Here is a 22,202-nt window from a genome sequence, read left to right as displayed (position 1 = left end):
GACCACCCCGTTCGCCCGACGTTCCCCCGGGTTATCGGTGCTGATCCTGTGTGAGGATCTCGTCGATCTCGTCCAGCATCTCGCGCGTTTCCCATGCGTCGCGGATGTACTCCGCGCGGAGCTGGGCAGTCTCCGCTCGCCAGCCGAGCAGGATGAGCACGATTACTAACCCAAGGTTCAGGATCAGCAGGTGCGGCGGCCAGTCGAGCGCCGCGCCGGCGACTGCCTGAGTTGCTCCGATCGCGAGAGCGCCCCCTGCGCTCCAGTAGAGCTTCCCGTGGGAGACCGTGTTTTTCGTTGGCAAAGTGGCCCTAGGGGTGGTCACTCGTTGACTCCCTCCTCTGTCGTACGGGGATGACCCGATTGCAGGAGGACTATCGCCAAACCGTGACCAAGCGTGAGCTGAAAATTCAAGGATCTTTCAGTTCCACTCGAAGGGCCTACAGTTTGGTCACATCGCGGTTGCAGAGATGCAGAGTCTCGGCCTCGGGAGGGTTCAGCTATTTCGGACGATCTTGTGCGCCACTACGGTGCTCGCGTATCTGACAAAACCGCAGGTCAAACTAAGGTTGCACTGTCCTAAGTGGCCCGGTTGCGCGTGTCTAAACGGGAACTCTTAGTCATCCCTCGAACTGGAGATCTCGGCTTCGATGGTCGGCGCCTCGGCCTTGATCCGTGACGCTTCCTTCAACCAGAGAATCGCCGCGCGGTCACCGCTAGTGATCCTGATCTGTCGGGCGAACTCGAGGATGTCCTCGACGCTCATTGCGAGGATCTTTCGCCGGGCCTCGGCGGACCACTCGTGCGGCGCCGGCATCTCGGTCCGCGGCTCGATGGGAGGTTTCGCGGGTGTCGGCGTGAGTGTCCAGGGCGGGGCGCCGGTTCCGTCGATGTAGGCCTGCGTGCTGCCGATCGGCCAGTCGATGCCGCCCTCGATCGCTTCGAACACGGACTCGCCGATGCGATCGCTGCCGATCTCGGCGTAGGCGACGCTGCTTTCGTGGACGTCGATGTGTTCGGCGAACGCCTTCTGGCTCTTGAATTTCTTGCGTCGCCGGGCCCTCTTGATCTCTTGGCCGACTTCCTTACGCCGTGTCTCCACGGCGCCAGGATATCCCAGGGTTTTACAGGTAGGTGCATGTCGACCAGGGGGATGTTGGCCACTCCAGACGAGGTGCATTGCCAGAAGGTAACAGAGAGTCCCAGGGAAAGCACAGGGAATCCCAGATTTCGACTAGGTAACACAGGTTGTAGCGCCTGGGAAAGTCTGGCAATGTCTGGGACATGCCAGCAGTGAACTTCACCCTCCTTCGCGACGCACGGGACGAGCGCGACTTCTCGAACACCGAGCTGGCGGACCAGGTCAAAATCTCCCCCAAGTACCTGGAGAACGTCCTGCGCGGCGCCGACCAGCCCTCGATGCGTCTCGTCTACCGCTTCTCCCGGGTGCTCGACCTGGCCGTCAACGACATCGTCGCGGCCGACGCGAAGCCGACCGGCGACCCCTCCGACCCGCCGAAGCAGCCCGGCCGCCCCGCTGGACCCGCACGACGCCAGGACACCGAGCAAGACCGTAAGGGCCCGAAGCGCGTCGCCAAGGACGGCGCGCTCGCGGAGGCGTCGTGATCATCCGGGCCGAGCCGGGGGAGGACTACGAGCAGTACTTCGCTCGTCTGCTCGCCGCGTCCGGCCCGCCCACCCCCGAAGAAGCCGAGCGGCTCCGGCAGTTGCTGCCGCTCCCGCGCACCACCCTGGCCACCGACAAGGCGGCCTGATCCCAAGTCCCACAAAGAAAGGCCCGCCTCGTGCTGGCACACGAGACGGGCTGCGACCAGAGAGAAAGGACCTCTCATGATCGATCAGAAGGATACGGCCCCGCGCCACGCGGCGGTGGATGGTCCGACGTTGCCGGGCGGCGTCAAGGTCGTGCACACGGATGGCGGCCGCCGCTACAAGGTCGAGCCGGACGAGCAGCCGACGACGTTCCTCGACGGGTTCGAGGACGCGGCCGCCGAGCACACCGCGGAGCTGGAGGCGCTCGCGGTCGAGAAGGGCACGCGGGTCACGGCGTTGTTCGCGATGGTCCGGTTCATGGTCGTGGCGTTCGTCGGCGTGCTGGTCGACGTCGCCGCGTCTGGGATCGAGGCGTCCGCACGGTGGGAGCTGACGCACGCCCGCATGGTGGCGCGGATCGCTCTCGCCACGGTGTCGGCGCTCGTGCTGGCCGGTGCCGGTGTCGGGTGGTGGCTCGCGTGAGCGCCCGTATCGAGGTCCGGATGGACGCGGTCATCCCGGAGTACATGGTGCCCGCGTTCGTCGGGTCGCCCGCGTTGCGCGCGGAGTGGACCGAGGTCGCACACCAGGGCGAGGACGGCGCCGACGTCTGCATCTACCGGCACCACGACGAACCGCACGCGGCCACGATCCGGCTCACCCCGGACCCCGACCCGGACCTGGTGCACGCGGGAACCGCGCACGTCGACGAGATGACGGTGTGCCGGTGCTGCGCGTACGAGGCCGGTCACCTCTACGAGGAGATGCGCGGCCAGTGCCGTACCTCCGGCGAGGTCGGCGTGGAGCTGCGTCAGTCGGACGGGCGGTGGATTTGATGTTCCGCAAGGAAAAGGCTGCCGAGATCGTGAAGAGCGCGGCGAAGACGGTGGCGGACAACCTGAACGTGCGGAAGGCGACGCGGACGCTCGACCGCATCGTCGAGCAGGAGGCGCCGCGCCCGAAGCCGGGGAAGGCGGAGCTGTCGGTGGTGTCGCCGTCGCCGGGCGGCGGGCTCGCCTGCCTCGCCCGGCTCGGCGCGCTGCTCGGCGCGGCGGCGGTCGCGGTCGTGCTGCTGGCCGGGTGCGACAGGGACACGACGGGCAGGCCGTCGCCCCCGCCGGTCACGTCGTGCGAAGAGGACCAGCCGTGCTGGGACTGCCACACCATGGGCAACAAGGTGTGCGGACCCGAGGACGTGCGCCGATGAGCCGCGCACTGGAGCAGGCCGACCTGTTGTCGGCGCTCGCCACACATCTCCGTGCCTACCCGCACTTGCAGCGGGTGAACGTCGGCGAGAGCGCGGCTGGCTTCGAATTGCAGATCATGGGGTACCGCCACCTCGGGCAACCGGACGGTGTCGAGGCGCTGTTGGCGTGGGCGAAGACCTTCGAGCGCCCGGAGATCACGATCCGTTGGCACCAACAGCGGACGCTGGTCACGACGGTCTCGATCACGACCAGACTCGGCGGCCACGCGGTCGAGGTTTGGGACACCGACGACGGTGACCTGCACCGCTGGTTGACCGGCGGCCCGCACGACCGGACCGTGATCACGCTGGCGCAGCTGGCCGCGTACGTCGCGGCCGGGACCGTCGAGCACGCCAACGAGCACGCCCCGGCGGTGACGTCGTGACCGCGCTCGCGCTCGACGTGAAGATCGCGAAGCCGGGGATCTTCGAGGACATCCCGGACGCGGTCTACCACGCGGACCCGGTCGAGGGCGGCTCGCTGTCCTCGACCGGCGCCCGCGCGCTGCTCCCGCCGAACTGCCCGGCGAAGTTCCGCTACGAGCAGCTGCACGGCCGCGCACCGAAGCGGGAGTTCGACGTCGGGCACGCCGCGCATCACCTGGTGCTCGGCACCGGCCCGGAGCTGAAGCTGCTGGAGTTCGACGACTACCGGAAGAAGGACGCGCAGATCGCCCGCGACGAGGCGTACGCGGCGGGGCAGGTTCCGCTGCTGCTGCACGAGTACGACCTGGTCGAGGACATGGCGCTCGCGTTGCGGAACGACCCGGCGGCGGGGCCACTGCTCGACCCGAGCAAGGGCCGCACCGAGCTGACGCTGGTGTGGAAGGACGTCCAGACCGGGGTGATGCTCCGCGCCCGGGTGGACTTCGCCCGCCCGGCGCCGGACTCGGATGTGGTCTACATCGTCGACTACAAGACGGCCCGCTCGGCCGAGCCGTCCGCGATCGAGCGCATGAATTTTGATCGCGGCTACCACCAGCAGATGGCGTTCTACTGCGAGGGCGCGCTGGAGACCGGGCTGACCGGGAAGCCGGTGCCGCTGCTGGTGGTGCAGGAGAAGACGCCGCCGTACGTCGTGACGGTCTCGGCGATCACGAAGACCGCTTACGACTGGGGCACGGTCCTCAACCGGGCCGCGATCAACCTCTACTCCCGTTGCCTCGCAACGGATACATGGCCCGGATATGCCACCGACATCATCGCCTCCGGCGTGCCCGGCTGGGCCGAACGCGGCTACGAGCAGGCACTCGACCGGGGCGACTACGACATTAAGGGGATCAAGAAATGACCAGTAACAGCAAGGACATCACGCTCCCGTCGGCCGCCGCTCAGCCCGACCGGATCGGGCAGGGCACCGCGGTCGAGCAGTCCCGCGCGATCGCCGAAGTGCAGGGCGCCATCATCGTCGCGCAGCGCGTGCCGCGGAACGTGGCGAAGGCGACGGCCGCGATGCGCGAGTCGTGCAAGCAGAAGTTCCTCGCGGAGAAGTCGTTCTACGCCTTCCCCCGCGCCGGGGGACAGGTCACCGGCATGTCGGTGTACCTCGCGCGTGAGCTGGCCCGCTGCTGGGGCAACGTGCAGTACGGCGTCGACGAGCTCCGCCGGGACGACGAGTTCGGCCAGTCCGAGATGCTCGCGTGGGCGTGGGACGTGGAGACCAACACGCGCGTGTCGATGAAGTTCATCGTCCCGCACACGCGTGACCGCAAGGAAGGCGGACCGGTCCGGCTCACCGACTCGCGGGACATCTACGAGTCGAACGCGAACGCCGGTGCCCGTCGTGTCCGCGAGTGCATCACGAACATCCTGCCGCCGTGGTTCGTCGACGAGGCCAAAGACCTCGCCCGCAAGACGCTGGTCGACGGCGGCGGGGTGCCGTTGCAGAAGCGGATCACCGACCTGATCGAGCGGTTCGCCGAACTCGGCGTGTCGTTGCAGCAGCTGGAAAAGAAGCAGGGCCGCGGCTCGAACGCGTGGACCGCGCTGGACGTGGCCAACCTGACCGTGATCGGTCGATCGCTGGCCAACCGCGAGATCCAGATCGAGGAGGCGTTCGAGCCGGACATGCCGTCGGCCAGCGACTTCAAGAACCCGGAGACCGTGCCCGCGCAGAAGCCGGCACCGGCCGCCGAGGTCGTGCCGCCGGTCGAAGAGGTCGACGGCGGCGAGTCGGCGAAGGAGGCCGGGCAGTCGGAGGAACCGGAGACCGAGGACGGTGCGGAGGAGGCCGGGCCGGAGCCGAAGGTGGCCAGTGTCGACGTCGCGAAGCTGGTGAACCTGCTCGGCGCCAACGGGGTGAAGGCCCGCGCCGACCAGGTCGCGGTGATCAAGCTGATGACCGGCTCGAAGATCGGCGCATTCCGGGACCTGACGGTCTCGCAGCACACGTACCTCATGACGCGGATCGCCGCGCTGGTCGAGGACGGCTCGTTCGCCGAGACGGTCAAGAAGGCCATGAGCGGAGCGACGTCGTGACCGCCGCGACCGCCGAGATGGCGACGCCGGGGCAGCTGACCGTGCTGAACGCCGGGCTCGTCGAGCACGGTGCCAAGGCGCGCGAGCACCGTCTCGCGCTCGTCGCTTCGCTCGTCGGCCGTCCCGGTCTGAAGTCCACAAAGGACCTCACCCGCGAGGAGGCAACGAAGGCCCTGCGGTATCTCGACCTCGCCGAAGAGGTCGGGGAAATGCAGGACCTGATCGACCAGCACCGCCCGGCGGTGACCCCGTGAGCAAGCACCCGAAACTCAACAAAGCGGGGGACCGGATGGAGATCGCCGGGCAATGGGCCGTGGTCGTCGGCTGCGTCCTGCTGATCGCCGCCCTTGGCCCGATCTTCGTCCTGTGGCTCATCGACGTGGTTGGGCGGTGGATCCGATGACCACCCTGCACACCCTGCTGCACGTCGTTGAGCACGCGGAACGTTGGCGGATCGGGGATCACGCGATCAAGCAGTTCGCGGCGAACGCCGTCAGGATCTCGTTCCTCCTGCCGGACCAGGACACCGGCCTGTTCGTGAAGTGGGCGCGGCACCTCGACGACGAGAGGATCACCGGCTTCGCCGCCGGGCCGATAGGGCACCTGCACGTCCGTGGCCGGATCATGTCCGGCCACACGATCGATGTCTCTGTCCTCCACGAGGGCCAGTGGCTGCGGACGGCCGGGCTCGTCGGTCCGCTCGAACTCGGCGAGGTCGAGCAGGCCGCCCGTAAGGCGGTGGCGGCATGAACGACGTCGAGACCATTCCGGAGCTGGCACGTCGGCTCGCCGCGCAGTACCTCGCGCGAGCCGCCGACGCGATGGCCGAGCACGCGGCCACCTGCAAGGCGGCCGCCTACCGAGCGAAGAACCGCGGGGCGACGGGCACGTTCCAGGAGCAGCAGTGCCGCGAAGGCGCGTTCACGTGCGCCGAACTGCACCTGCGCGAGGACGCGGCCGAGCTGACCGGGATCAAGCCGCCGCCGAAGCGGCGCCTGCCGGTCGTCGAGTCCGCCGGGCTTTTCGAGGTGGCGTCGTGACGCGCCGGCAGTGGCGGGAGTCGCTGCGCCGTCTCGTCGTCCGAACGAACATCGCGGTCCGTCGGGACCGTCCACAAGCGACGGTTGAGGCGCCCATGTGGTTCCTCGCCGACATCGCCGCCGGGGGAGCGGCACGAAGGAGAACACCATGGCTGTGATCAATCCCGTGTTCGTGGTCGACGCGGACGAAACCGCGATCTCCGGGGCGATGGCGGAGCTGCGGTCGTTCGGCCGTGCCGTCCCGGTCATCCGGGTGGCCGACGTCGAACCGGCTACGCGGCTGGATCCGCGACGCGCCATCGAGAATCCGCTGTCGGTCCGCCAGGCGGAGGTGCTCAGGCTCATCGCCGAGGAGGGCCTCAACGCTGGTCAGATCGGGCTGCGTCTCGGAATCTCGGGTGTCAGCGTGCGAACCCACCTGGACAAGATCTTCCGGAAGCTCAATGTCAACAGCCGCCCGGAGGCGGTCGCGGTCGCGATCCGGCGCGGCATTCTCGGCGGTGGTGCGTGATGTACGAGTCCCGCGCCTACGACAAGCCTGCCGCCGAAGGCTTCGGCCCGGATCCGGTCGTCGTGCTCGTCGTCACCGGCACACACGACGTGTCCCGGCTCGTGCACCTCCTCAACGGTGGTCAGCCGGTCATCGAGCAGCTGGAGATCGGCAGGAAGCTGGCCGCGCAGGTCGCGCGGCACAACGGCGGCCGCGCCGCGCTGAAGCTCCTCGCGCAGCACGGCGGCCCCGACCTCCTCCAGAAGCTAGGGGAGTCCTGATGGAGTGGCAGATCGAGCCCATGTCCACCTGGTCGTACCCGGACACCAAGGGGCGTAAGGGGAATCCGTTCCGGGCGAACTTCACGTCCACGATCAAGCTGCTCGTCGCCGAGCTGGAGCACCTCGACGTGCAGGGCGCGGTCGCGGTGCGGGTCGTCGCCGACGAGGCCGACGTCCGCCGGGACGGGATGCTCCGCGCGAAGGCGAACGTTCGGCACCCCGGCGTCGCCCTGTCGTTCACCTCGAAACGCCTGGGCACGCTGACCTACCCGTGCGACGCATTCCGCGCCCAGTACTCCGGTGAGCCCGCCGACTGGCAGATCAACCTGCGCGCGATCGCACTTGGTCTCCAGCACCTGCGTGCGCTCGATCGGTACGGCATCGCCGGACACGGGGAGCAGTACACCGGTTGGCGCGCCATCGAAGCCGCGGCCCCGGCCGAGTTCGACTCGGTGGACGCCGCGCTGCGGTGGCTCCTCGACTTCACCGAGATGCCGAGCCGCGACATCTCCGGGCAGGCAACGCGCGAGGTTGCGGAGCTGATGCTTCGCCGTGCATCGCTGAAGGCCCACCCGGACGTCGGCGGCAGCCCGGACGACTGGTCCAGCGTGGACGCCGCCCGGCAGTTGCTGAAGAAGGCTCGGGTGATCGCGTGACCACGACCAAGATCCCGGATCCGCTCGTCGTCCTGCGTCGCGCCGAGCAGAAGCACACCGGCGAAGAACCCGGCGACCTCGGCCACCTCGCGGACGCCGTGCGCGCGCAGATCGTCGGACCGCTCACCGCAGGCGGAATGCCGGTCGTCGACGACGCCGAGGTGCAGAAGCTCCAGGCCGAGAAGCGGCGCCTCGACGCGCGGGTGACCGAGCTGCGGAGCATGGTCGCCACTCGTGACGGCTCGATCGACCGGCTGAAGTCGACGGTCGAGGCGCTCAAGATCGAGGTCGTCCAGCTGAAGACCGAGCTGGACACCGCGCGTGCCCAGCTCCGTGACGCCGAAGCCCTGCCGCACGGCGGTGTCGAACTCCTCCAGGCCGACAACGCCCGGCTCGCCAACGACCTCGCCGCCACCCAGCGGGATCTCGCCAACGCGAACGCGACGCTCGACGCCATCGCCGACGAACAGGCGGCCGCGGTGCATACCTGCCAGTGGCCGGTCACCGAACCCGGCACCGAGCCGGGGCAGTGCGCCTGCGGCAAACCGTGGCCGCGTGGCGTCGACGCCGAGTTCGAAGAGGTCGTGCCGGACGTCGAGCCGTGGGACGCGCTGTTCGGCCAGATCCGCGCCGAGGTCGCCGGGCGGTGGTCCGCGTGAGTGACGCTGAGGTGGCGTACGGCAAGCACCTGAACAACATCCCGTCGTGCGCGCAGCCGTGCCCGATCGGTCATGCGGGCGAGCAGCTGGACGTGTTCGAAAACGTCGCTGTCTGGGCGTGCGGGTTCGTTCGCCCGCTGCCGCCGGTGAAGCAGCCGCGGTGGATGGCCGCGTCACGGGAGAGGCAGGCCCGGAAATGACCGACCTTCGCGTGCTGCACGAGCACGGCCTGACCCATCACCAGACCGGCCCGCTCCGGAGCGCGGGCTACGACACCGCCGAGGCGATCGCCGAACTCGTTGAGGCTCACCGCGCGGACGGCGAGGCCTCGGTGCTCGCGCAGCTGCCGGGCATGGGGCCGCGCCGCCTCGCTCTCGTCTGCGCCGCCGTCGACAGCTGGCGGGCGGTGGACGCATGAGCACCGGCATCTCCTGGACCGACGAGACGTGGAACCCCGTCGTCGGCTGCACCCCGGTGTCCGCTGGGTGCGACCACTGCTACGCCGGAACCCTCGCCGCGACCCGGCTCAAGCACCTGCCGTTGTACGCCGACCTCACCGACGGCGGCCAGTTCAACGGCAAGGTCAAGACCGTCCCCGAACGGCTCGACAACCCGATGCGGTGGCGGAAACCGCGGCGCGTGTTCGTCAACTCGATGTCGGACCTGTTCCACGACGCGGTGCCGCTGGACTTCATCGTCGCCGTGTTCGCCCGGATCTGGTGGAACCCGCACCACCAGTTCCAGCTGCTGACCAAACGGCACGCCCGGATGCGCGCGATCATGTCGGAGATCGAGGCACGGCTGCGCGAGATGGAACGGGACCTCGCGCTCGTCGACTGCCCGACGCCGCTCGTCTGGCCGCTGCCGAACCTGTGGCTCGGCGTGTCCGTGGAGAACCAGCGGTGGGCCGACATCCGCATCCCGGTCCTGCTCGACACCCCGGCCGCCGTCCGCTGGATCTCCGCCGAGCCGCTCCTCGGACCGATCGACCTCGTCGGCGGCGGCACGAGCCAGAAGTACTGGCTCACCGGTGAACCGACGTGGGGCCCGGAGTACCCGGAACCGACCAGCCCGACCGGCATTCCGGTGCGGGACCTCGTCACGAAGCCGGGCCTGGACTGGGTCGTCGTGGGCGGCGAGTCCGGAAAGGACGCCCGCCCGATGCCCGCCGGGTGGGCACGGTCGCTGCGGAACCAGTGCGAGGACGCCGGGATCCCGTTCCACTTCAAGCAGTGGGGCGAATGGGCGTCGCTCGTCCGGCTCGCGAACGCGGACGGCACCGGACACACCGACCCGTGGGCCGACCGCGAACCCGACGCCTACGTCTGCGAGCGCACCGGCCGTGTTGTCGACGAAGCCACCGCCGAACGCGAAGTCGGCTCGTGGACCGGTGTCTACCGCGTCGGCACGAAGGCCTCCGGTCGCGAACTCGACCGCCGCATCTGGGACCAGTACCCGGCGGTGACCGCATGAACGGCAGCGACACCGACCAGCTCCGCCTGATCCTCCACCCGCTCGGCCAGCTCGCCCGCCCGTCGCTGTGGGGGATCGAGGACGTCAAGGCCGTGATCGCGACCTTCAAATCCAAGGCCAGCAAGGACAAGGACGGCGAAGGGCACCAGGTCCACATCTCCGTCGACCTCGGCCACGTCACGGTGTCCGAAGACCCGAACCTGTTCGAGGACGGCGTGCAGCTGTCGTTCCACGAGCAGGTCGTCGACGACTTCCCCCGCCGCCTCTGGCACGTCCTCGAACACGTCGGAGTCGACGCCTACGTCTCCAGCGAAGGCGGCCTCGTCCCGGCCGCGAACCGCACCGACCTCGGCGCCGCCCGCCTCGCCCCCTTCACCAAGGTCGCGTCCAAACTCGGCGAACCGATCCAGCTGTTCCGCACCCACCAGAACCGCTACCTCCTCGTCCAGATCGGCGAGCACTACCGCGGCGCCATCGCCCCGATCCGCTGGGATCTCGAGGAATCCCCGTCCAACGGGCACGAGCCGTCCGGCGACGTCCACACCCCGGACCTGCCGCCGATCCCGAAGCGGGACACCCCGCCGCCGCCGAAGACGTTCACCCCGTCCGGTGTGCGGGAGTCGTCCGGCGTCATCACCGGATTCCCCACGCTCCCGCGCGACACCCGCGAACTCGGCAAGGCCGCAGACCTCGTCATCACCTCCCAGTACGCGCTCCCGTCGCTGCTGACGCGAGGCCTGCGCGTCACCGCCAAGCGCGCCGACGGGCTCCTCGAAGACCTGTTCAGGTTGGGGATCGTGGGCCCGTACTTCGGCGGCCGCGCCCGCGAAGTCCTCGTCAAGCCGGAAGGGCTCGACGACGTCCTCAAGGTCATCGCCGAGCTGAAGACCGAGGAACCCGAAGACGACGACCAGGACGCCGTCGACGGCGACGAGCTGGACGGTGACGACGAATGAGCGACGAGATCACCCGCCTCCTCGACGGCGCCCGCGACGCCGCACCTGGCATGACCGAGGCCGCGATCCGTGGCGTGGTCGTGAGCGTCCTCAACACCCTCGACGAACTCATCGAGGAAGCGGGGGAGGACGCGATGTGGCCCGACCCCGGCGACCTCGGCCTCCTCGCCAGAGACGTCGAACGCCGGGGCTGACGCCCACCCAGACGTGGCGCTGGCCGGACCTGCTTCCCCGCGGTCCGGCCAGGCCACCCCACCAACACCGACGAGGAGGTGCGCATGGCGCTCCGCATCCAACGACTCCCGCCCCTCACACGACCGGACACCGCCCCCATCTCCCACGCGAACGTGCAACTCGCGTGCTGGAAAGGCGAACTCCCCGCCGAGATCCTCGCCACCCACGAGCGCGATCACCTCGTCTACGAGCTGTGGCTGGACGGCTGGACCGACGTCGAGATCGCCACGCACACCCACATGACCACCTACACCACCGGTCGCATCCGAGCCCGACTCGGACTCGCGGCGCACCCCACGAGCACGAAAGGGGCTGCCTGATGCCCGACTTCCGCGTAGCCGAGACCGCACCAGAACACCCGAAGATGCGAGCCGCCGGGCCCGCCGCGCTCGGCCTCTGGGCGATGGCCGGCGCGTACTCGATGAACCCGTCACACCTCACCGATGGCTGGGTCCCGCTGCACTGGGTGCAGTCCTGGCCGAGCGGAAAGAAGCTCGCAGAGACCCTGGTGAGGGTGGGTCTGTGGCTGCGCGAGGAGCGTGCCGGGATCCCGGGCTACCGGTTCCATGACTGGCTGGAGACGCAGCGCTCAGCATCGTCCATTGAGGACGAGAGGCGGAAGGCGCGAGACCGGATGCGTGCAGTCCGTTCAGGAAATGTTCGCCCGAACAAGCCACGAACGTCCAACGGAACAGACAGCGAACGTTCGCCGAAGGTTCGCGACTCCCTATCCCTATCCCAGTCCCCTAAAGGGGACTTGGGTAGGGAGGGTCACCAAAGCAACGCGCGAGCTCGCGAACGCCCCCCAACCCGCTGCCCCCAACACGCAAACGACGACCAGCCGCCGCCCTGCGGTCGCTGCGCCGGGGCCCGGCGTGCCGCCGAAGCCTGGGACACCGAGCACGCCATGGCCGCCCACGCCGCCATCCGCGGCTGCCCGTTCTGCGACGCCGACGGCCGCCGCTGGCACCCCGACGGCAAACGCCACGGCACCGTCGGCCCCTGCGACCACCGGCCACCCGCCACCCAGCGAGCCACCGGATGAGCCGCCGACGCGGCCGAGCGAACCTCCGCACCGGGCTCTGGCAGGACCTCCCCGGCGAAGGCTTCGTCGCCGCCGAAGACCTCCCCGACGAACTCGCCACCAGCCCGCTCCTCCGCGAATGCCCCCACTGCCACGCCGCACCGCGCCAACCCTGCACCGCCGCCAGCCACCGCCGAGGCGGCCGACGCCAGCTCCGCGGCTACCACGACAGCCGCAAAACCCCCACCAGCCAGGAGAACCCGTGAACCAGCCCACCCACGACGCCAAGGCCCGCGACTTCATCGAGCGCGCCGAAGCCGCGCTCAAGGTCCTGCCGGAATCCGCGAAGCCCGGCGAGCACGCGACGGTCGAGCAAGCCGCCGCACTCGTCACCGTCGCCGCCTCGATCGCCACCGCGCACGCCGTCCTCGCCCACCTCGACGCCCTCGCACTCCCCGCACCCGGCACCGGCGACGTGATCCTCGATGCCGCCCGGAAGCTCACGGACGAACTCGACGCCGTCCAAGATCATGACCACGGCGGGCTGACATCCGGGCCGGACGATCATGCACAGGCCGTTGTTCCCGGGGCTCCTGTGGCTCCTGTGGCGCCTGAGACAGGGTCGCCGATGTCCCCGGGTGCCGGAAACGGCAGCGGCGAAATCAGGGCCGATCTCGAAGCGCTGATCGTCGACACGGCCGGGTGCGCCTGGAACCGGCCGCCGATGGAGGTTGCAGACGCGATCCTCGCCGCCGGTTGGCGGCCGCCGCTGCCGGACGTGTCGGGCGAGGACTTCGCACCGGACGACGAGAGCCCCGTCGCACTGGTCGCCGCGTACCTGAAGCACTTCGTTGGCGGCCCGGGTCGTGCGTCGCTTGCCGCCAGCGGTCTCGACGTCCTCGGCCTGCTCATGAAACCCGCGCCGGACGGCGATACCGAGGACGCGCGGGTCCGCGAGATCCGCGCCGTGCTCGCCCCGCTCGGCCTGTACGCGACCGGCCCGGACCATCTCGCCGACGCGCTGCGCCGCATCCGCGCCATCGTCGGCGGCGAGCTGCCGCCCGCCCGGCGGGTGTTCTTTCCCTACGACACCGTGCCCGCCGGAGTGGCCGTCCAGTCGGCGACGGGCGACATCGCCCGCTACGCCGTCGCAGTTCAGCTGACCGAGCAAGAGGGCTGGGACGGACCAGGCGTGGAGATCCAGTCGTTGACGGCGAAGGAGTGGCAGGCCGCGGTGGACCAAGCGGGGCGTGAGCGGCGCGAGCGGGAGCAGGTCCACGCCGCCCTGCTCGGTGCCGAACTCGGTGCGGACGTCGCCCGCGAACACGGCGTGCTCCCCGACGAAGACGACATCGAGGAGTCCACATCGGACACGGAGCACGCCGACGGCTGCACGGGCTGCGACGGTCCCGGCATCGTCCCGTGCGCCGCCGACCAGGTCATCGGGAACACCGCGTTCCGCGACGGCCAGCCGATCAAGGACCTGGAGGCCGGCCGTGGCTGACCAGATCGAAACCGCTGGCGCCGAACGCCCGCGCTACAGCGCCGAGGAACACCTCAAGGACGCCCGCGAGGAGATGCGCCGGATCTGCGCCGAGCGGGACCTCTTGCTGTGGCTGCACGCCGAGCTCGACCACGGCGTGCGCCACGCCCTGCACGGCCTGGACTCCGACCTGCCCGACGACGCGCCGCTCGCTGCCCGCGTCGACGAGCTCCACGAGTCCTACCTCGACGCCCTCCGGCTCGCATCCGAGCACCTCACGGACTATCAGCAACGGGACAGGCAGCTCCGGGAGCGCACCATGCAGCGGGACAAGGCGCTGCGCGAACGGAACGGGCTCGAACGCGAGCGGAACCAGTTGCAGGCCCGCCTCGACGCGGTGAAGCTGACTTGGGCTGCAGCTGCCGCGATCGCCGACGTGGGCGCGGCAGACGATCCCGATCGGTGGGTGACAGCGAAGGCTGCGATCCAGGACTTCGGCCGCGCACTCAAGATCGACCAGCCCGCCGAGCCGACATCGCCGTCCGCTGTGGACAGTGGCGAAGACGTGGCGAAGCAGTGCCAGTACCAGATCATCCCCGGCACAGGGCCGGACCGGGGCGGCCTGTGCATCGCGACCGCCACCGACGGTGACTTCTGCAAGACCCACACCGAAGCGATGCGCGCGAAGCCCGAGGCGACCGATGGCTGACCGCAAGCGCGCGAACTATCTCAGCCCGCCGGACCTCTACCGCCTTGACTGGGCCTGCCGCCCGATCGTGGACGCCTTCGACAGGCCGGTGTACCTCGTCGGCTCCGTCTACGCACGGGCCGACTACCGGGACGTCGACCTCCGGCTGATCCTCGACGACACCGTGTACGCGCGGATGGTGCTCAGCGACGCGTGGCTGCTGCTGACGAACATCGCCTACTCGGACCTCATCGCGAAGGCCGCGAACCTGCCGGTGCCGGTCGACTTCCAGATCCAGTCCATGACCGAGGCCAACGTCCCCGAGCACGGGCACCGCGAGCCGATCGGGATCCGCTGGGACATCAAGACCCGTGAGGAGGGACCGCGGTGACCCTCGACCCCGGCCAGCCCACGAAAGAGGTCGACCTCGCGCACGTGAAGGAGCTCGCCCGCGAAGGCGCCTGGTTCCTCGGCGCCATCGCCGCCCTGCTCTTCCTCGGCTGGTCCGACCAGATCACCTACGCCATGGCCTACATCGCCGTCAACGCCAAGCAACCCCCGGAGCCACCGCAATGACCCAGACCTTCACCCGATTCGTCGTCGGAACCCCCGCACCGCAAGGTTCCGTGAAAGCCTTCGCGAACAAGAAGACCGGCCGCCCGATCATCGTCAAGGACAACCAGGCCCGCCAGAAGACGTGGCGCGCCGACGTCCGCGACGCCCTGCTCGACGACTTCGGTGGCGCACCTCGGACCCACTTCGACGGACCCGTCGACATCCGGCTCGACTTCGTGCTGCCCCGGCCGAAGTCCACACCGAAGACCCGCCCCACCCCGGCCGCGACGAAGAAGCCGGACCTCGACAAGCTGATCCGCGCGGTGTTCGACGCCATCACCGAGTCCGGCATGTGGACCGACGACTCCGCGGTCGTCGTCGTGACCGCGACCAAACGTATCGCCGAGATCGGGGAACCATCCGGCTGCCTCATCGAACTCTGCGAGGCCGTCGCGGTCGCGCCGTCCGGCGAACGGCTGGTGCTCCTGTGACCGCCCTGGAGCAGGTCGACACCTACGCCGCACAAGACCGGTGGTTCGAGCTCAACCCGAACATCGGCACCGGCAACACCCGCGACGAGTGCGCACCGAAAGCCTTCGACGCGCTCCGCGAAGTGCTCAAGATCCACCGCGAGCACGAGTCGGTCGACGGAACCTGCGTCGGGTGCAGCGAACGGGCCGAGAGCTACGACGACATCCCCTACCCGTGTCCGACCGTCACCGCCATCACCACCGTGCTGGAGGCCACGTGAACGCCGCGACCATCCCGTGCCCGCGCTGCACGCACATGACATGCACCTGCGCCAAGACCACCACGACCAAGACCGGAGGCAGCAAGTGACCGACCCCAACGTGATCCACCCGCACGAGCACCCCGGCGACTCGGCCATCCCGATGCCCGCCTCCGGCTACACCGTGCAGTACGTCGACGGCGAACGCGGCGAGGTCGTCCACCTCGACCGCGTCGCCCCCGAATTCCTCGCCCGCACCGGCCGCCGCGAACTCCGGCTCATGGACACCCTGCTCAAGGAAGCCCTCGCGAACGTCCGCGACGCGTGGCTGATCAAGGAAGGTGGCCAATGACGATCCGCTACTGCGACAAGCAGTCCAGCCGCGACGCGACGAAACCTTGCCCGCACGTCGCGCTCGCCGGAACCAGCCAATGCCTCGAACACCGCGAGCTCGGCGCGGTCGTGCAGCTCCAGCCGCTCACCCCGCTCACCCGGCAGGACTGGCTCCTCGCCGAACAACCCGACCGCGAAACCGTTGCCCTGCCGCCGGTACCGACACTGCCGGCGCCCAGCCCGTGGGCCGAGGGCGAGCGCATGCTCGACCGCCTCGGCCAGATCCTCGACCACGCCGACTTCGCCGCCGCGCACGACAGCGTCCGACCTGAGCTCGCCGCCGCAATCCGGGCTGCCGCCGACGAGGACTCGACCGGCGTCACGGTGCTGTCCCTCGACGACATCGCGGCGCGCGGTCGGGCCGCGTTCCGGCGGTTCCTCGACGCCGAGATCACGAAGGCGGAGGGAGACCACTGCACGATCTCGCCCAGCTACGAACCGCTGGGCATGGACCCGCTTGCCCACCTGTGTCGTCAGTTCGACGGCGTCGGACTCGACGCCTCCACGGCGCCGCCTCCGCTGCGCGCACCCGAGGTCACGCTCGACGACCTCGTCGAAACCCTTCAGCGGATCGAGACCGTGGCACCGCCGAACCCGATCAAGCTCACCGTCGAGCAGCTGGCCATCGTGCGCCGGAATGCCGCGCCGCGAGCACCGTGGGAACCCGACCCCACGATCTGGGGAGTGCCGGTCGAGATCGTCGACCTGGTCGAGGACTCGACGCCGTACCGGTGGCGACCAGTTCAGCCCGTCGAGCTGGTGCCGCCACGCCCGCCGTTGCCGCCGGTGGAGGAGCTCATGGACAGCGCCATGCAGCGGATGCTGCTGCCACCGCGAACCTTCCCGCACCCCGCCCGGGCCACGCCCGCCGAGCTGCACCGTGACGTCGTCCTCGCCGAGGCCACCGCCGAGCCCGTCATTAAACGACGCCCACCCGCTGGAAAACGACGGTCGATCGTCGGTCGGATCTGGCGGCGACTCCGCCGGTGGGCCAGATGACCGACAGCAAGCCCCGCCGCCGGAAGGACTCCGGCGTCGGGGCGTGGCTCGCCGAACTCCGCACCCAAGCCGGACTATCGCAGGCCGAAGTCGCGCGCCGCATGGGCATAGACGCCAGCGCCGTGTGGCAGCTCGAAGCCGGATGGAACGACTTCCGCATGTCCACCCTCGACCGCTACACCACCGCCATCGGCGCCCGGGTCCACATCGGACTCGTCGACCAGGCACACACCGGCCCCCAGGAGAAAAGACCATGGAATCCGAACTCACCAGCGGCGCCATCGCCACGATGATCCTCGTCCCGCTCGCGCTGGCTGCCCTGGTCGCCATCTTCGTGATGCTGCGCCGGTACGCGGCGCAGCAGACTCTCAAAGCCGCGGAGATGGACGCCACCCGCGAAGCGTGGACGCTCGGCGGCAAGCACGCACGCGAGGACGCCACGTTCGCGGTCCGCCTGTCGTGGCTTGCGCCGGTCGTGACCGCGGCTGTTCTCGCGCTCACGTGGTGGGGCATGTACCCGTGGAAGCACGAATACCATCACTGGACCCCGGTTGCCGGTGTCGTTGAGACCGTAGACTCCCGGCTCGTCGCAGCAGGCGAGAACACCATGCAGGACAAGTTCGTCGTCAAGTTCACCGGGAACGATCAGCAGTACGGAGTGCTCGACACCCGCGCCGCCGGCCTGAAACCCGGCGACCGGCTCACGATCACCTGTGTCCGGATCTGGCAGTGGACTGGCAGCCACGGCTACGACTGCAACTTCATCTCCCTGGAGCGCGCCCGATGAGCAGCATGTACCGGATCCTGTGCCTGTCCCACGACCCGGCCATCGTGATCGAGCACCCTGAGTTCCATTCCGGCTCCAACGGCCGCGAACTGGCCGAAGCCGTTGTGCTCCGTGGCATCGAGGGGCACAAGGGCTGCGACCTGCTCATCGGACGCTACTCGTACCCGCTCATCGAGGTCGGCTGTCCGGATCGGACACGCGAGCATGTCGGCGGCTACCACCCGCATCACACCGTCTGGGTGGACGCGATCTGGCTGAAGCTGCTCTACCTCGCGCAACGCGCACCCAAGGACAGCCCCGAACGGCAACTCGCCGAGCGCGCGCCGATGCCCGGCTGCTGGACCCCCGAACGCCTGCACTGCCTCCGTACCGAACTCGACCTTGCCGAAGGGACAACGCAGTGAAACCCACCGCCAAGATCAAGCTCGGCTCGCACGGCAACGGCAGTGTCGTCGTCGACGATCTCGACATCGCCAACACCATCACCCGACTCACCGTCCACACCGAAGCCGGCGGCGGCACCGAGGCTCAGGCTGAGGTTCGGTTCTTGGTGGCGGAGAGCGAGTTCGAGGCCGCGGTCCGGGTCGATGACCGCACCCGGACCGCGCTGCTCAAGCTCGGATGGGCCCCGCCCGGCGAGACCGCGCCACCCGCCAGCACACCCCGGCCGGAGCACCTCGGACTCGCCGACCTGATCGCCCGCCTCGAACGCGAACACGAGACGCACCCCGACAAACGGATCCGGACCGGATTCCACCGGCCGCAGTCCTACCGCGGTGATTACATGGATCTCGCGTTCGAGATCACGCACGACGTCCCGGTGAAGGACATGCTTGACAGCGCCCGCCTGGCGCTCGGCACCACGTTCCAAGGCTGGAAGGGCGGTGACTACACCATGCACGAGCACACACAGGTGTGGCTTATCCCCGAACCCGGCGACTGCGGCGAGTCCCTCGGCGCGATCCTCCTCGAACACCTCCTCGCCCAGGAGGTGACAGCGTGAGGCCGGGGCCAATCCCGGACGACGAGATCCTGCCCGGCTCGCAACGAATCGTCGTCGGTCCGCCACCCGGCCACGAACTCGGCGGCGACATCCTCGCCGCCGAGGTATGCGTCCGGCGCCTCGCGTCGTTCGGCGGCATGCCGGTCCTCTCCACTCGGTGCGTGCTGGAACCGGGCGACCTGGAGAAGCTTCAAGCAGGCGGATCGGTGTGGGTCCACTTCTACGGCGGGCAGCTGCTTCCCTTCGACGTGAACGTCCTGTCGCCCGGCGCGCCGGAGCTGGCCACCGACTGAACGACGAAGGCCCCCGGCGTGATGCCGGGGGCCTTCTGCTGCGCACTAGCCGCGCATGGCGCTGTCGGCGACTTCGTTGGTGACCTGGGTGATGTTCTCCAGGGCGGCGAACACGTCACTCGACAGGCTCATCGCCTTGTTGATGGCCTCCTGGATGCGTCCGGCCCCGAGGTGGCCGCTCCCGAGGTGCTCGGACACTTGCGCCCCGTACTGCTCCAGCCGGGTGGTGACGGCCTGCTGCTCCTGGAGAGGCATGTCCGCGCCGAGGGCTTTGAGCTGCGCGGCGGATTCTGATACAGGCAAAGGGGTTTCCTCCCTGCTCGGGGGTTCAGCCCCGCTGGACGTTGTCCGCGACCTGGTTAATCGCGTCGGTGAACATGCCGAGTGCGCCTTCGAGCGCGTCGACCGCGGCGGTGACCGCACCGGCCGCCGACTGGATGGTCTGCATCCCTGCGTGGCCCTCGCCGAGTGCCACGGCGGCGGCCGCGATCCTGGCTTCGGTGTCGGTGCGCACCTCGGCCGCCATCGAGCGCGCGTGGTCGCCCGGCGCGATGTTCCTCAACTGGGCTGCGTCGTCCTGTACGGACACTGTTCCTCCTGTTATCGCGGGCGGCCATTCGCCGCCTGCCGGGTGTTTCTGACCGATGGCTTCGTCCCGCACGGGCTCGCGGTCGACGTCGTTGCGCCAGCCGCTGAGCGCGTTCGCCAGCTGCTGATCTACGACGTCACCGGGCACGTCGAGGTTGCCGCCGTCGCCGAGCAGGGAGAGCAGAACGTCGTCGTACTCGACTTCGCCGAGCGTGTCCAGGAACTCCTGGACGTCGTCGATCTCCCCATCATCGGGGTCGCGTGGAGGCATGGTGAAGTCCAATGTGGAGAGTCGGCGAATGTCGCGATTGATCCTGACGGGATCGGAGCCATCGTCAGCGGGGTCTCGATTCCCCGGACACCGCGCGGGGGAGGGCCGCGCAGTGTTTCGGCTCAGCGTGCGGCGCGCCGGTCCTGCTCGGCCGCGATCATCCGCGCCCGCTTGGCCGAGAGCCAGTCGCCTTCCTGCGCCTCGTAGAACCGCCGGAAGTTGTGCAGGGTCCGCTCGTCCATCGACGTGTACGACTCGCGGGACGCGTCGATCTCGGCGTTGATGTGCGCCGCGCGATCCTGGAGCTCGGCGAGCACCATCCACCGCTTCCGGCCGTCGGTCAGGTCGAACAGCACCGACAGCGTCGCCGAGTCGAGACCACGCAACAGGACCCGGATGTCCTCGGCCTGGTCATCGATGTCCGCGAGCCGGTCGTCCGCCTCGGCAGCGAGGTTCCGCAGGTGACGTACCAGCGTTGCGTCGTCGACCCGGATCGGCTCGTCGTCCGGCTCGTCGAGCGCGTTGAGCGCGTCGCCGAGCTCCTCGGTCAGGTACGCGACCGCGAGCCCGCGCACCGCGCGCCGGACCGTGTCGGCGAACGTGACGAGTTCGGGCACGGTGCCGGTCACGACGTAGGCGGACGCGGACGGGTCGCCGATGCACACCGAGTACCCGGGCATGTCGTCGTCGTCGATCTCGGCGGCGGGCTGGCCGGTGACGGCCACGGTGGCGGCTTTGTGCCATTCGTATCGTTCGCTCATAAGGGTTTCCTCCAGGGAGCCATCGTCAGGCCGGTCACGATTCCGGCGACACCCCGCGTGCGTGCGGGGTGTTTCGGCTCAGCGGCGCAGGATCACCGCCACTGCGCGAACCCGGCGCCGCAGCACGAGCAACCCTTGCCGTGTTGCGGCTTCTGCGCGGGCTGCGCGTTCTCCGCCGCGTGGCAGTTGCAGTGCCACACGCCGTCCGCGAAATAGGTCCGCTTGTGCAGCAACTCCCGCACGACGCGGATGGCGATCGCCGTGCGCGGGGAGCTCTGGTCGATCAGCTCCGCGAACGCGGCCATCGACCGGAGCGACCTGTCCTCCAGGTGACGGATGGAGCGCAGGACGTCGTCGGCGTGCGCACGCTCGTGCAGCTCGTCGAGGACCTCCTGCCGGGTCGCGGTCAGCTCGGCGATCCGCTTGGCGGACCAGCCTTCGCGCTCGGCCATGGCGATCTCGTCGACCAGCGCGGCCGCGCGGTGGGTGAGGCTGTCGGTGGACATGGGCATAGTGGGGCTCCAATCGGAATATCTTGCGGGAGAAAGACTTTCGAGTGCCCCCGCTCGGCCATGAACCGGCGGCGCCTACACGCTGCGAGGGCTGGGTGTTCAGCGGCCGAGGTCGGCGCCGTCGGCCTTCCAGAACGCGCCGAAGATGGGCAGGTCCCACAGCGACCGGGGACGCTTGTCCTCTCGGGGCTCGGACCTGGACAGCTCGTCGGCGGTGTATGGCTCGGGCATCTCGAACATCCAGGCAACGGCATTCCGGCGGGCGTTCAGCTCCAGCGCGACCGCGTGCAGGCTGGTCACCGCCACGTACCGCACGTACGCGGGCCGCCCGTTCCGGTCGTGCTTGGCGTTCTTGTACTGGTCGGCGAAGTGGGCGACGAAGGCGTCCAACTGGGCGGCGGTGCATCCGGCGTACTCGGTGGTCTGCATGGCGTTTCTCCTGTCTGGTGTGGACGGTCGGGTCAGGAAGGGAAATATCTTGCGCGGAAAGTACTTCGGGTCGGGTCGGTGTCGACCAAGATCGACACCGACCAAGATCGACAACTCAGGCGGTGACGAGCAGGGCGGGTGTTGCCGAGCGGCTAGTCGTCGAACCGGTATCCGTACTTCGCGAAAATTTCGTCATCGATCCGCTTCAGGTCACGAGCTCGCTTGGCGCGTGCGTCCGCGACGGCGACCCTGAAGTCCTCGGAAAACGTCGGCGCCGGTCGCTCGTCCCACTGGGCGAGCAGGCATCGACCTGCGGTTTCGATCGCGCGCTGGTCCCGAGGGCTGAGCCTGTCGTAAGCGGCGGCGGCCATTGGATTCTCCGTTCGGCATGGTGGTGGAG

Annotated in this window: 45 protein-coding genes; 37 read left to right on the top strand and 8 right to left on the bottom strand. The window is 69.1% G+C overall.

Annotation, left to right across the window (positions count from 1 at the left end; translation table 11 throughout):
- Positions 1 to 31: 31 nt before the first annotated feature.
- Positions 32 to 325, bottom strand: coding sequence for a hypothetical protein (locus ACFWIW_RS11020; protein WP_378368279.1), 294 nt, complete (start codon positions 323 to 325; stop codon positions 32 to 34).
- 291 nt (positions 326 to 616) lie between these two features.
- A complete protein-coding gene (locus ACFWIW_RS11015; protein ID WP_378368278.1) occupies positions 617 to 1,180 on the bottom strand; it encodes a hypothetical protein in 564 nt (187 codons plus the stop codon).
- 104 nt (positions 1,181 to 1,284) lie between these two features.
- Here ACFWIW_RS11015 and ACFWIW_RS11010 point away from each other — a divergent pair, with 104 nt between their 5' ends.
- The 37 genes from ACFWIW_RS11010 (at position 1,285) to ACFWIW_RS10830 (ending at position 19,241) form a co-directional block, all read left to right on the top strand.
- A complete protein-coding gene (locus ACFWIW_RS11010) occupies positions 1,285 to 1,626 on the top strand; it encodes a helix-turn-helix transcriptional regulator (protein ID WP_378368277.1) in 342 nt (113 codons plus the stop codon).
- Positions 1,623 to 1,775, top strand: coding sequence for a hypothetical protein (locus ACFWIW_RS11005; RefSeq protein WP_378368276.1), 153 nt, complete (start codon positions 1,623 to 1,625; stop codon positions 1,773 to 1,775). The genes ACFWIW_RS11010 and ACFWIW_RS11005 overlap by 4 nt, the downstream gene beginning before the upstream one ends.
- Positions 1,776 to 1,851: 76 nt before the next feature.
- Complete coding sequence (locus ACFWIW_RS11000; protein ID WP_378368275.1) at positions 1,852 to 2,256, top strand: hypothetical protein; 405 nt, start codon at positions 1,852 to 1,854, stop codon at positions 2,254 to 2,256.
- Positions 2,253 to 2,609: a hypothetical protein gene (locus ACFWIW_RS10995; protein WP_378368274.1), complete on the top strand. Its 357-nt coding sequence runs from the start codon at positions 2,253 to 2,255 to the stop codon at positions 2,607 to 2,609. Before ACFWIW_RS11000 ends, ACFWIW_RS10995 begins: the two co-directional genes overlap by 4 nt.
- Complete coding sequence (locus ACFWIW_RS10990) at positions 2,609 to 2,980, top strand: hypothetical protein (RefSeq protein WP_378368273.1); 372 nt, start codon at positions 2,609 to 2,611, stop codon at positions 2,978 to 2,980. The genes ACFWIW_RS10995 and ACFWIW_RS10990 overlap by 1 nt, the downstream gene beginning before the upstream one ends.
- On the top strand, positions 2,977 to 3,405 hold the full coding sequence (locus tag ACFWIW_RS10985; RefSeq protein WP_378368272.1) for a hypothetical protein: 429 nt from the start codon (positions 2,977 to 2,979) through the stop codon (positions 3,403 to 3,405). Before ACFWIW_RS10990 ends, ACFWIW_RS10985 begins: the two co-directional genes overlap by 4 nt.
- On the top strand, positions 3,402 to 4,310 hold the full coding sequence (locus ACFWIW_RS10980; RefSeq protein ID WP_378368271.1) for a PD-(D/E)XK nuclease-like domain-containing protein: 909 nt from the start codon (positions 3,402 to 3,404) through the stop codon (positions 4,308 to 4,310). The genes ACFWIW_RS10985 and ACFWIW_RS10980 overlap by 4 nt, the downstream gene beginning before the upstream one ends.
- Positions 4,307 to 5,497 (top strand): hypothetical protein, encoded by a 1,191-nt coding sequence (locus ACFWIW_RS10975; protein ID WP_378368270.1) that lies wholly within the window; start codon positions 4,307 to 4,309, stop codon positions 5,495 to 5,497. The genes ACFWIW_RS10980 and ACFWIW_RS10975 overlap by 4 nt, the downstream gene beginning before the upstream one ends.
- Entirely contained in the window at positions 5,494 to 5,751 is a 258-nt protein-coding gene (locus ACFWIW_RS10970) for a hypothetical protein (RefSeq protein ID WP_378368269.1), read from the top strand. The genes ACFWIW_RS10975 and ACFWIW_RS10970 overlap by 4 nt, the downstream gene beginning before the upstream one ends.
- Complete coding sequence (locus tag ACFWIW_RS10965; RefSeq protein WP_378368268.1) at positions 5,748 to 5,900, top strand: hypothetical protein; 153 nt, start codon at positions 5,748 to 5,750, stop codon at positions 5,898 to 5,900. The genes ACFWIW_RS10970 and ACFWIW_RS10965 overlap by 4 nt, the downstream gene beginning before the upstream one ends.
- Complete coding sequence (locus ACFWIW_RS10960) at positions 5,897 to 6,247, top strand: hypothetical protein (protein WP_378368267.1); 351 nt, start codon at positions 5,897 to 5,899, stop codon at positions 6,245 to 6,247. Before ACFWIW_RS10965 ends, ACFWIW_RS10960 begins: the two co-directional genes overlap by 4 nt.
- Positions 6,244 to 6,537: a hypothetical protein gene (locus tag ACFWIW_RS10955; protein ID WP_378368266.1), complete on the top strand. Its 294-nt coding sequence runs from the start codon at positions 6,244 to 6,246 to the stop codon at positions 6,535 to 6,537. The genes ACFWIW_RS10960 and ACFWIW_RS10955 overlap by 4 nt, the downstream gene beginning before the upstream one ends.
- A gap of 148 nt (positions 6,538 to 6,685) precedes the next feature.
- The gene (locus ACFWIW_RS10950) at positions 6,686 to 7,048 is read left to right on the top strand and encodes a LuxR C-terminal-related transcriptional regulator (protein ID WP_378368265.1); all 363 of its coding nucleotides are present in this window, start codon (positions 6,686 to 6,688) and stop codon (positions 7,046 to 7,048) included.
- Positions 7,048 to 7,308 (top strand): hypothetical protein, encoded by a 261-nt coding sequence (locus tag ACFWIW_RS10945; protein ID WP_378368264.1) that lies wholly within the window; start codon positions 7,048 to 7,050, stop codon positions 7,306 to 7,308. Before ACFWIW_RS10950 ends, ACFWIW_RS10945 begins: the two co-directional genes overlap by 1 nt.
- Positions 7,308 to 7,964, top strand: a complete 657-nt coding sequence (locus ACFWIW_RS10940) for a hypothetical protein (protein WP_378368263.1) — start codon at positions 7,308 to 7,310, stop codon at positions 7,962 to 7,964. The genes ACFWIW_RS10945 and ACFWIW_RS10940 overlap by 1 nt, the downstream gene beginning before the upstream one ends.
- The gene (locus ACFWIW_RS10935) at positions 7,961 to 8,623 is read left to right on the top strand and encodes a hypothetical protein (RefSeq protein WP_378368262.1); all 663 of its coding nucleotides are present in this window, start codon (positions 7,961 to 7,963) and stop codon (positions 8,621 to 8,623) included. The genes ACFWIW_RS10940 and ACFWIW_RS10935 overlap by 4 nt, the downstream gene beginning before the upstream one ends.
- A complete protein-coding gene (locus ACFWIW_RS10930; RefSeq protein ID WP_378368261.1) occupies positions 8,620 to 8,823 on the top strand; it encodes a hypothetical protein in 204 nt (67 codons plus the stop codon). The genes ACFWIW_RS10935 and ACFWIW_RS10930 overlap by 4 nt, the downstream gene beginning before the upstream one ends.
- On the top strand, positions 8,820 to 9,041 hold the full coding sequence (locus ACFWIW_RS10925) for a hypothetical protein (protein WP_378368260.1): 222 nt from the start codon (positions 8,820 to 8,822) through the stop codon (positions 9,039 to 9,041). Before ACFWIW_RS10930 ends, ACFWIW_RS10925 begins: the two co-directional genes overlap by 4 nt.
- Entirely contained in the window at positions 9,038 to 10,096 is a 1,059-nt protein-coding gene (locus tag ACFWIW_RS10920) for a DUF5131 family protein (RefSeq protein ID WP_378368259.1), read from the top strand. Before ACFWIW_RS10925 ends, ACFWIW_RS10920 begins: the two co-directional genes overlap by 4 nt.
- Positions 10,093 to 11,052 carry a DNA translocase FtsK gene (locus ACFWIW_RS10915; RefSeq protein ID WP_378368258.1) on the top strand — a complete coding sequence of 320 codons (960 nt, stop codon included), beginning with the start codon at positions 10,093 to 10,095 and terminating at the stop codon, positions 11,050 to 11,052. Before ACFWIW_RS10920 ends, ACFWIW_RS10915 begins: the two co-directional genes overlap by 4 nt.
- The gene (locus tag ACFWIW_RS10910; protein WP_378368257.1) at positions 11,049 to 11,246 is read left to right on the top strand and encodes a hypothetical protein; all 198 of its coding nucleotides are present in this window, start codon (positions 11,049 to 11,051) and stop codon (positions 11,244 to 11,246) included. The genes ACFWIW_RS10915 and ACFWIW_RS10910 overlap by 4 nt, the downstream gene beginning before the upstream one ends.
- Before the next feature lie 84 nt (positions 11,247 to 11,330).
- Positions 11,331 to 11,606 (top strand): hypothetical protein, encoded by a 276-nt coding sequence (locus ACFWIW_RS10905; protein WP_378368256.1) that lies wholly within the window; start codon positions 11,331 to 11,333, stop codon positions 11,604 to 11,606.
- A gap of 587 nt (positions 11,607 to 12,193) precedes the next feature.
- On the top strand, positions 12,194 to 12,331 hold the full coding sequence (locus ACFWIW_RS10900) for a hypothetical protein (protein WP_378368255.1): 138 nt from the start codon (positions 12,194 to 12,196) through the stop codon (positions 12,329 to 12,331).
- Entirely contained in the window at positions 12,328 to 12,576 is a 249-nt protein-coding gene (locus tag ACFWIW_RS10895) for a hypothetical protein (RefSeq protein WP_378368254.1), read from the top strand. Before ACFWIW_RS10900 ends, ACFWIW_RS10895 begins: the two co-directional genes overlap by 4 nt.
- Entirely contained in the window at positions 12,573 to 13,814 is a 1,242-nt protein-coding gene (locus tag ACFWIW_RS10890; RefSeq protein WP_378368253.1) for a hypothetical protein, read from the top strand. The genes ACFWIW_RS10895 and ACFWIW_RS10890 overlap by 4 nt, the downstream gene beginning before the upstream one ends.
- Positions 13,807 to 14,502 (top strand): hypothetical protein, encoded by a 696-nt coding sequence (locus ACFWIW_RS10885; protein ID WP_378368252.1) that lies wholly within the window; start codon positions 13,807 to 13,809, stop codon positions 14,500 to 14,502. The genes ACFWIW_RS10890 and ACFWIW_RS10885 overlap by 8 nt, the downstream gene beginning before the upstream one ends.
- Positions 14,495 to 14,872 (top strand): hypothetical protein, encoded by a 378-nt coding sequence (locus ACFWIW_RS10880; RefSeq protein WP_378368251.1) that lies wholly within the window; start codon positions 14,495 to 14,497, stop codon positions 14,870 to 14,872. Before ACFWIW_RS10885 ends, ACFWIW_RS10880 begins: the two co-directional genes overlap by 8 nt.
- A complete protein-coding gene (locus ACFWIW_RS10875) occupies positions 14,869 to 15,057 on the top strand; it encodes a hypothetical protein (protein WP_378368250.1) in 189 nt (62 codons plus the stop codon). The genes ACFWIW_RS10880 and ACFWIW_RS10875 overlap by 4 nt, the downstream gene beginning before the upstream one ends.
- Positions 15,058 to 15,107: 50 nt before the next feature.
- Positions 15,108 to 15,527 carry a RusA family crossover junction endodeoxyribonuclease gene (locus tag ACFWIW_RS10870; protein WP_378368249.1) on the top strand — a complete coding sequence of 140 codons (420 nt, stop codon included), beginning with the start codon at positions 15,108 to 15,110 and terminating at the stop codon, positions 15,525 to 15,527.
- Positions 15,524 to 15,787, top strand: coding sequence for a hypothetical protein (locus tag ACFWIW_RS10865; RefSeq protein WP_378368248.1), 264 nt, complete (start codon positions 15,524 to 15,526; stop codon positions 15,785 to 15,787). Before ACFWIW_RS10870 ends, ACFWIW_RS10865 begins: the two co-directional genes overlap by 4 nt.
- 85 nt (positions 15,788 to 15,872) lie before the next feature.
- Positions 15,873 to 16,118 (top strand): hypothetical protein, encoded by a 246-nt coding sequence (locus ACFWIW_RS10860; RefSeq protein WP_378368247.1) that lies wholly within the window; start codon positions 15,873 to 15,875, stop codon positions 16,116 to 16,118.
- The gene (locus ACFWIW_RS10855; RefSeq protein ID WP_378368246.1) at positions 16,115 to 17,158 is read left to right on the top strand and encodes a hypothetical protein; all 1,044 of its coding nucleotides are present in this window, start codon (positions 16,115 to 16,117) and stop codon (positions 17,156 to 17,158) included. The genes ACFWIW_RS10860 and ACFWIW_RS10855 overlap by 4 nt, the downstream gene beginning before the upstream one ends.
- Positions 17,155 to 17,451 (top strand): helix-turn-helix domain-containing protein, encoded by a 297-nt coding sequence (locus ACFWIW_RS10850; RefSeq protein ID WP_378368245.1) that lies wholly within the window; start codon positions 17,155 to 17,157, stop codon positions 17,449 to 17,451. Before ACFWIW_RS10855 ends, ACFWIW_RS10850 begins: the two co-directional genes overlap by 4 nt.
- Positions 17,412 to 17,945, top strand: a complete 534-nt coding sequence (locus tag ACFWIW_RS10845) for a hypothetical protein (RefSeq protein WP_378368244.1) — start codon at positions 17,412 to 17,414, stop codon at positions 17,943 to 17,945. Before ACFWIW_RS10850 ends, ACFWIW_RS10845 begins: the two co-directional genes overlap by 40 nt.
- A complete protein-coding gene (locus ACFWIW_RS10840; RefSeq protein ID WP_378368243.1) occupies positions 17,942 to 18,349 on the top strand; it encodes a hypothetical protein in 408 nt (135 codons plus the stop codon). The genes ACFWIW_RS10845 and ACFWIW_RS10840 overlap by 4 nt, the downstream gene beginning before the upstream one ends.
- Positions 18,346 to 18,948 carry a hypothetical protein gene (locus tag ACFWIW_RS10835; RefSeq protein WP_378368242.1) on the top strand — a complete coding sequence of 201 codons (603 nt, stop codon included), beginning with the start codon at positions 18,346 to 18,348 and terminating at the stop codon, positions 18,946 to 18,948. Before ACFWIW_RS10840 ends, ACFWIW_RS10835 begins: the two co-directional genes overlap by 4 nt.
- Entirely contained in the window at positions 18,945 to 19,241 is a 297-nt protein-coding gene (locus ACFWIW_RS10830; RefSeq protein ID WP_378368241.1) for a hypothetical protein, read from the top strand. The genes ACFWIW_RS10835 and ACFWIW_RS10830 overlap by 4 nt, the downstream gene beginning before the upstream one ends.
- A 45-nt stretch (positions 19,242 to 19,286) precedes the next feature.
- Here ACFWIW_RS10830 and ACFWIW_RS10825 read toward each other — a convergent pair whose 3' ends face one another.
- The 6 genes from ACFWIW_RS10825 to ACFWIW_RS10800 all read right to left on the bottom strand — a co-directional run bounded on the left by ACFWIW_RS10825 (position 19,287) and on the right by ACFWIW_RS10800 (position 22,173).
- Complete coding sequence (locus tag ACFWIW_RS10825; RefSeq protein WP_378368240.1) at positions 19,287 to 19,544, bottom strand: hypothetical protein; 258 nt, start codon at positions 19,542 to 19,544, stop codon at positions 19,287 to 19,289.
- A gap of 25 nt (positions 19,545 to 19,569) precedes the next feature.
- A complete protein-coding gene (locus tag ACFWIW_RS10820) occupies positions 19,570 to 20,100 on the bottom strand; it encodes a hypothetical protein (RefSeq protein WP_378368239.1) in 531 nt (176 codons plus the stop codon).
- 122 nt (positions 20,101 to 20,222) lie between these two features.
- Positions 20,223 to 20,861, bottom strand: a complete 639-nt coding sequence (locus ACFWIW_RS10815; RefSeq protein WP_378368238.1) for a hypothetical protein — start codon at positions 20,859 to 20,861, stop codon at positions 20,223 to 20,225.
- A gap of 92 nt (positions 20,862 to 20,953) precedes the next feature.
- A complete protein-coding gene (locus ACFWIW_RS10810) occupies positions 20,954 to 21,367 on the bottom strand; it encodes a hypothetical protein (RefSeq protein ID WP_378368237.1) in 414 nt (137 codons plus the stop codon).
- 105 nt (positions 21,368 to 21,472) lie between these two features.
- Entirely contained in the window at positions 21,473 to 21,802 is a 330-nt protein-coding gene (locus ACFWIW_RS10805) for a hypothetical protein (RefSeq protein WP_378368236.1), read from the bottom strand.
- Positions 21,803 to 21,954: 152 nt separating this feature from the next.
- Entirely contained in the window at positions 21,955 to 22,173 is a 219-nt protein-coding gene (locus ACFWIW_RS10800; protein WP_378368235.1) for a hypothetical protein, read from the bottom strand.
- Between the last annotated feature and the right edge of the window lie 29 nt (positions 22,174 to 22,202).

The organism is Amycolatopsis sp. NPDC058340, assembly GCF_042723975.1.
In the GTDB taxonomy this organism is placed as follows: Bacteria; Actinomycetota; Actinomycetes; order Mycobacteriales; family Pseudonocardiaceae; genus Amycolatopsis.
This window is presented reverse-complemented; position numbering and strand designations above follow the sequence as displayed.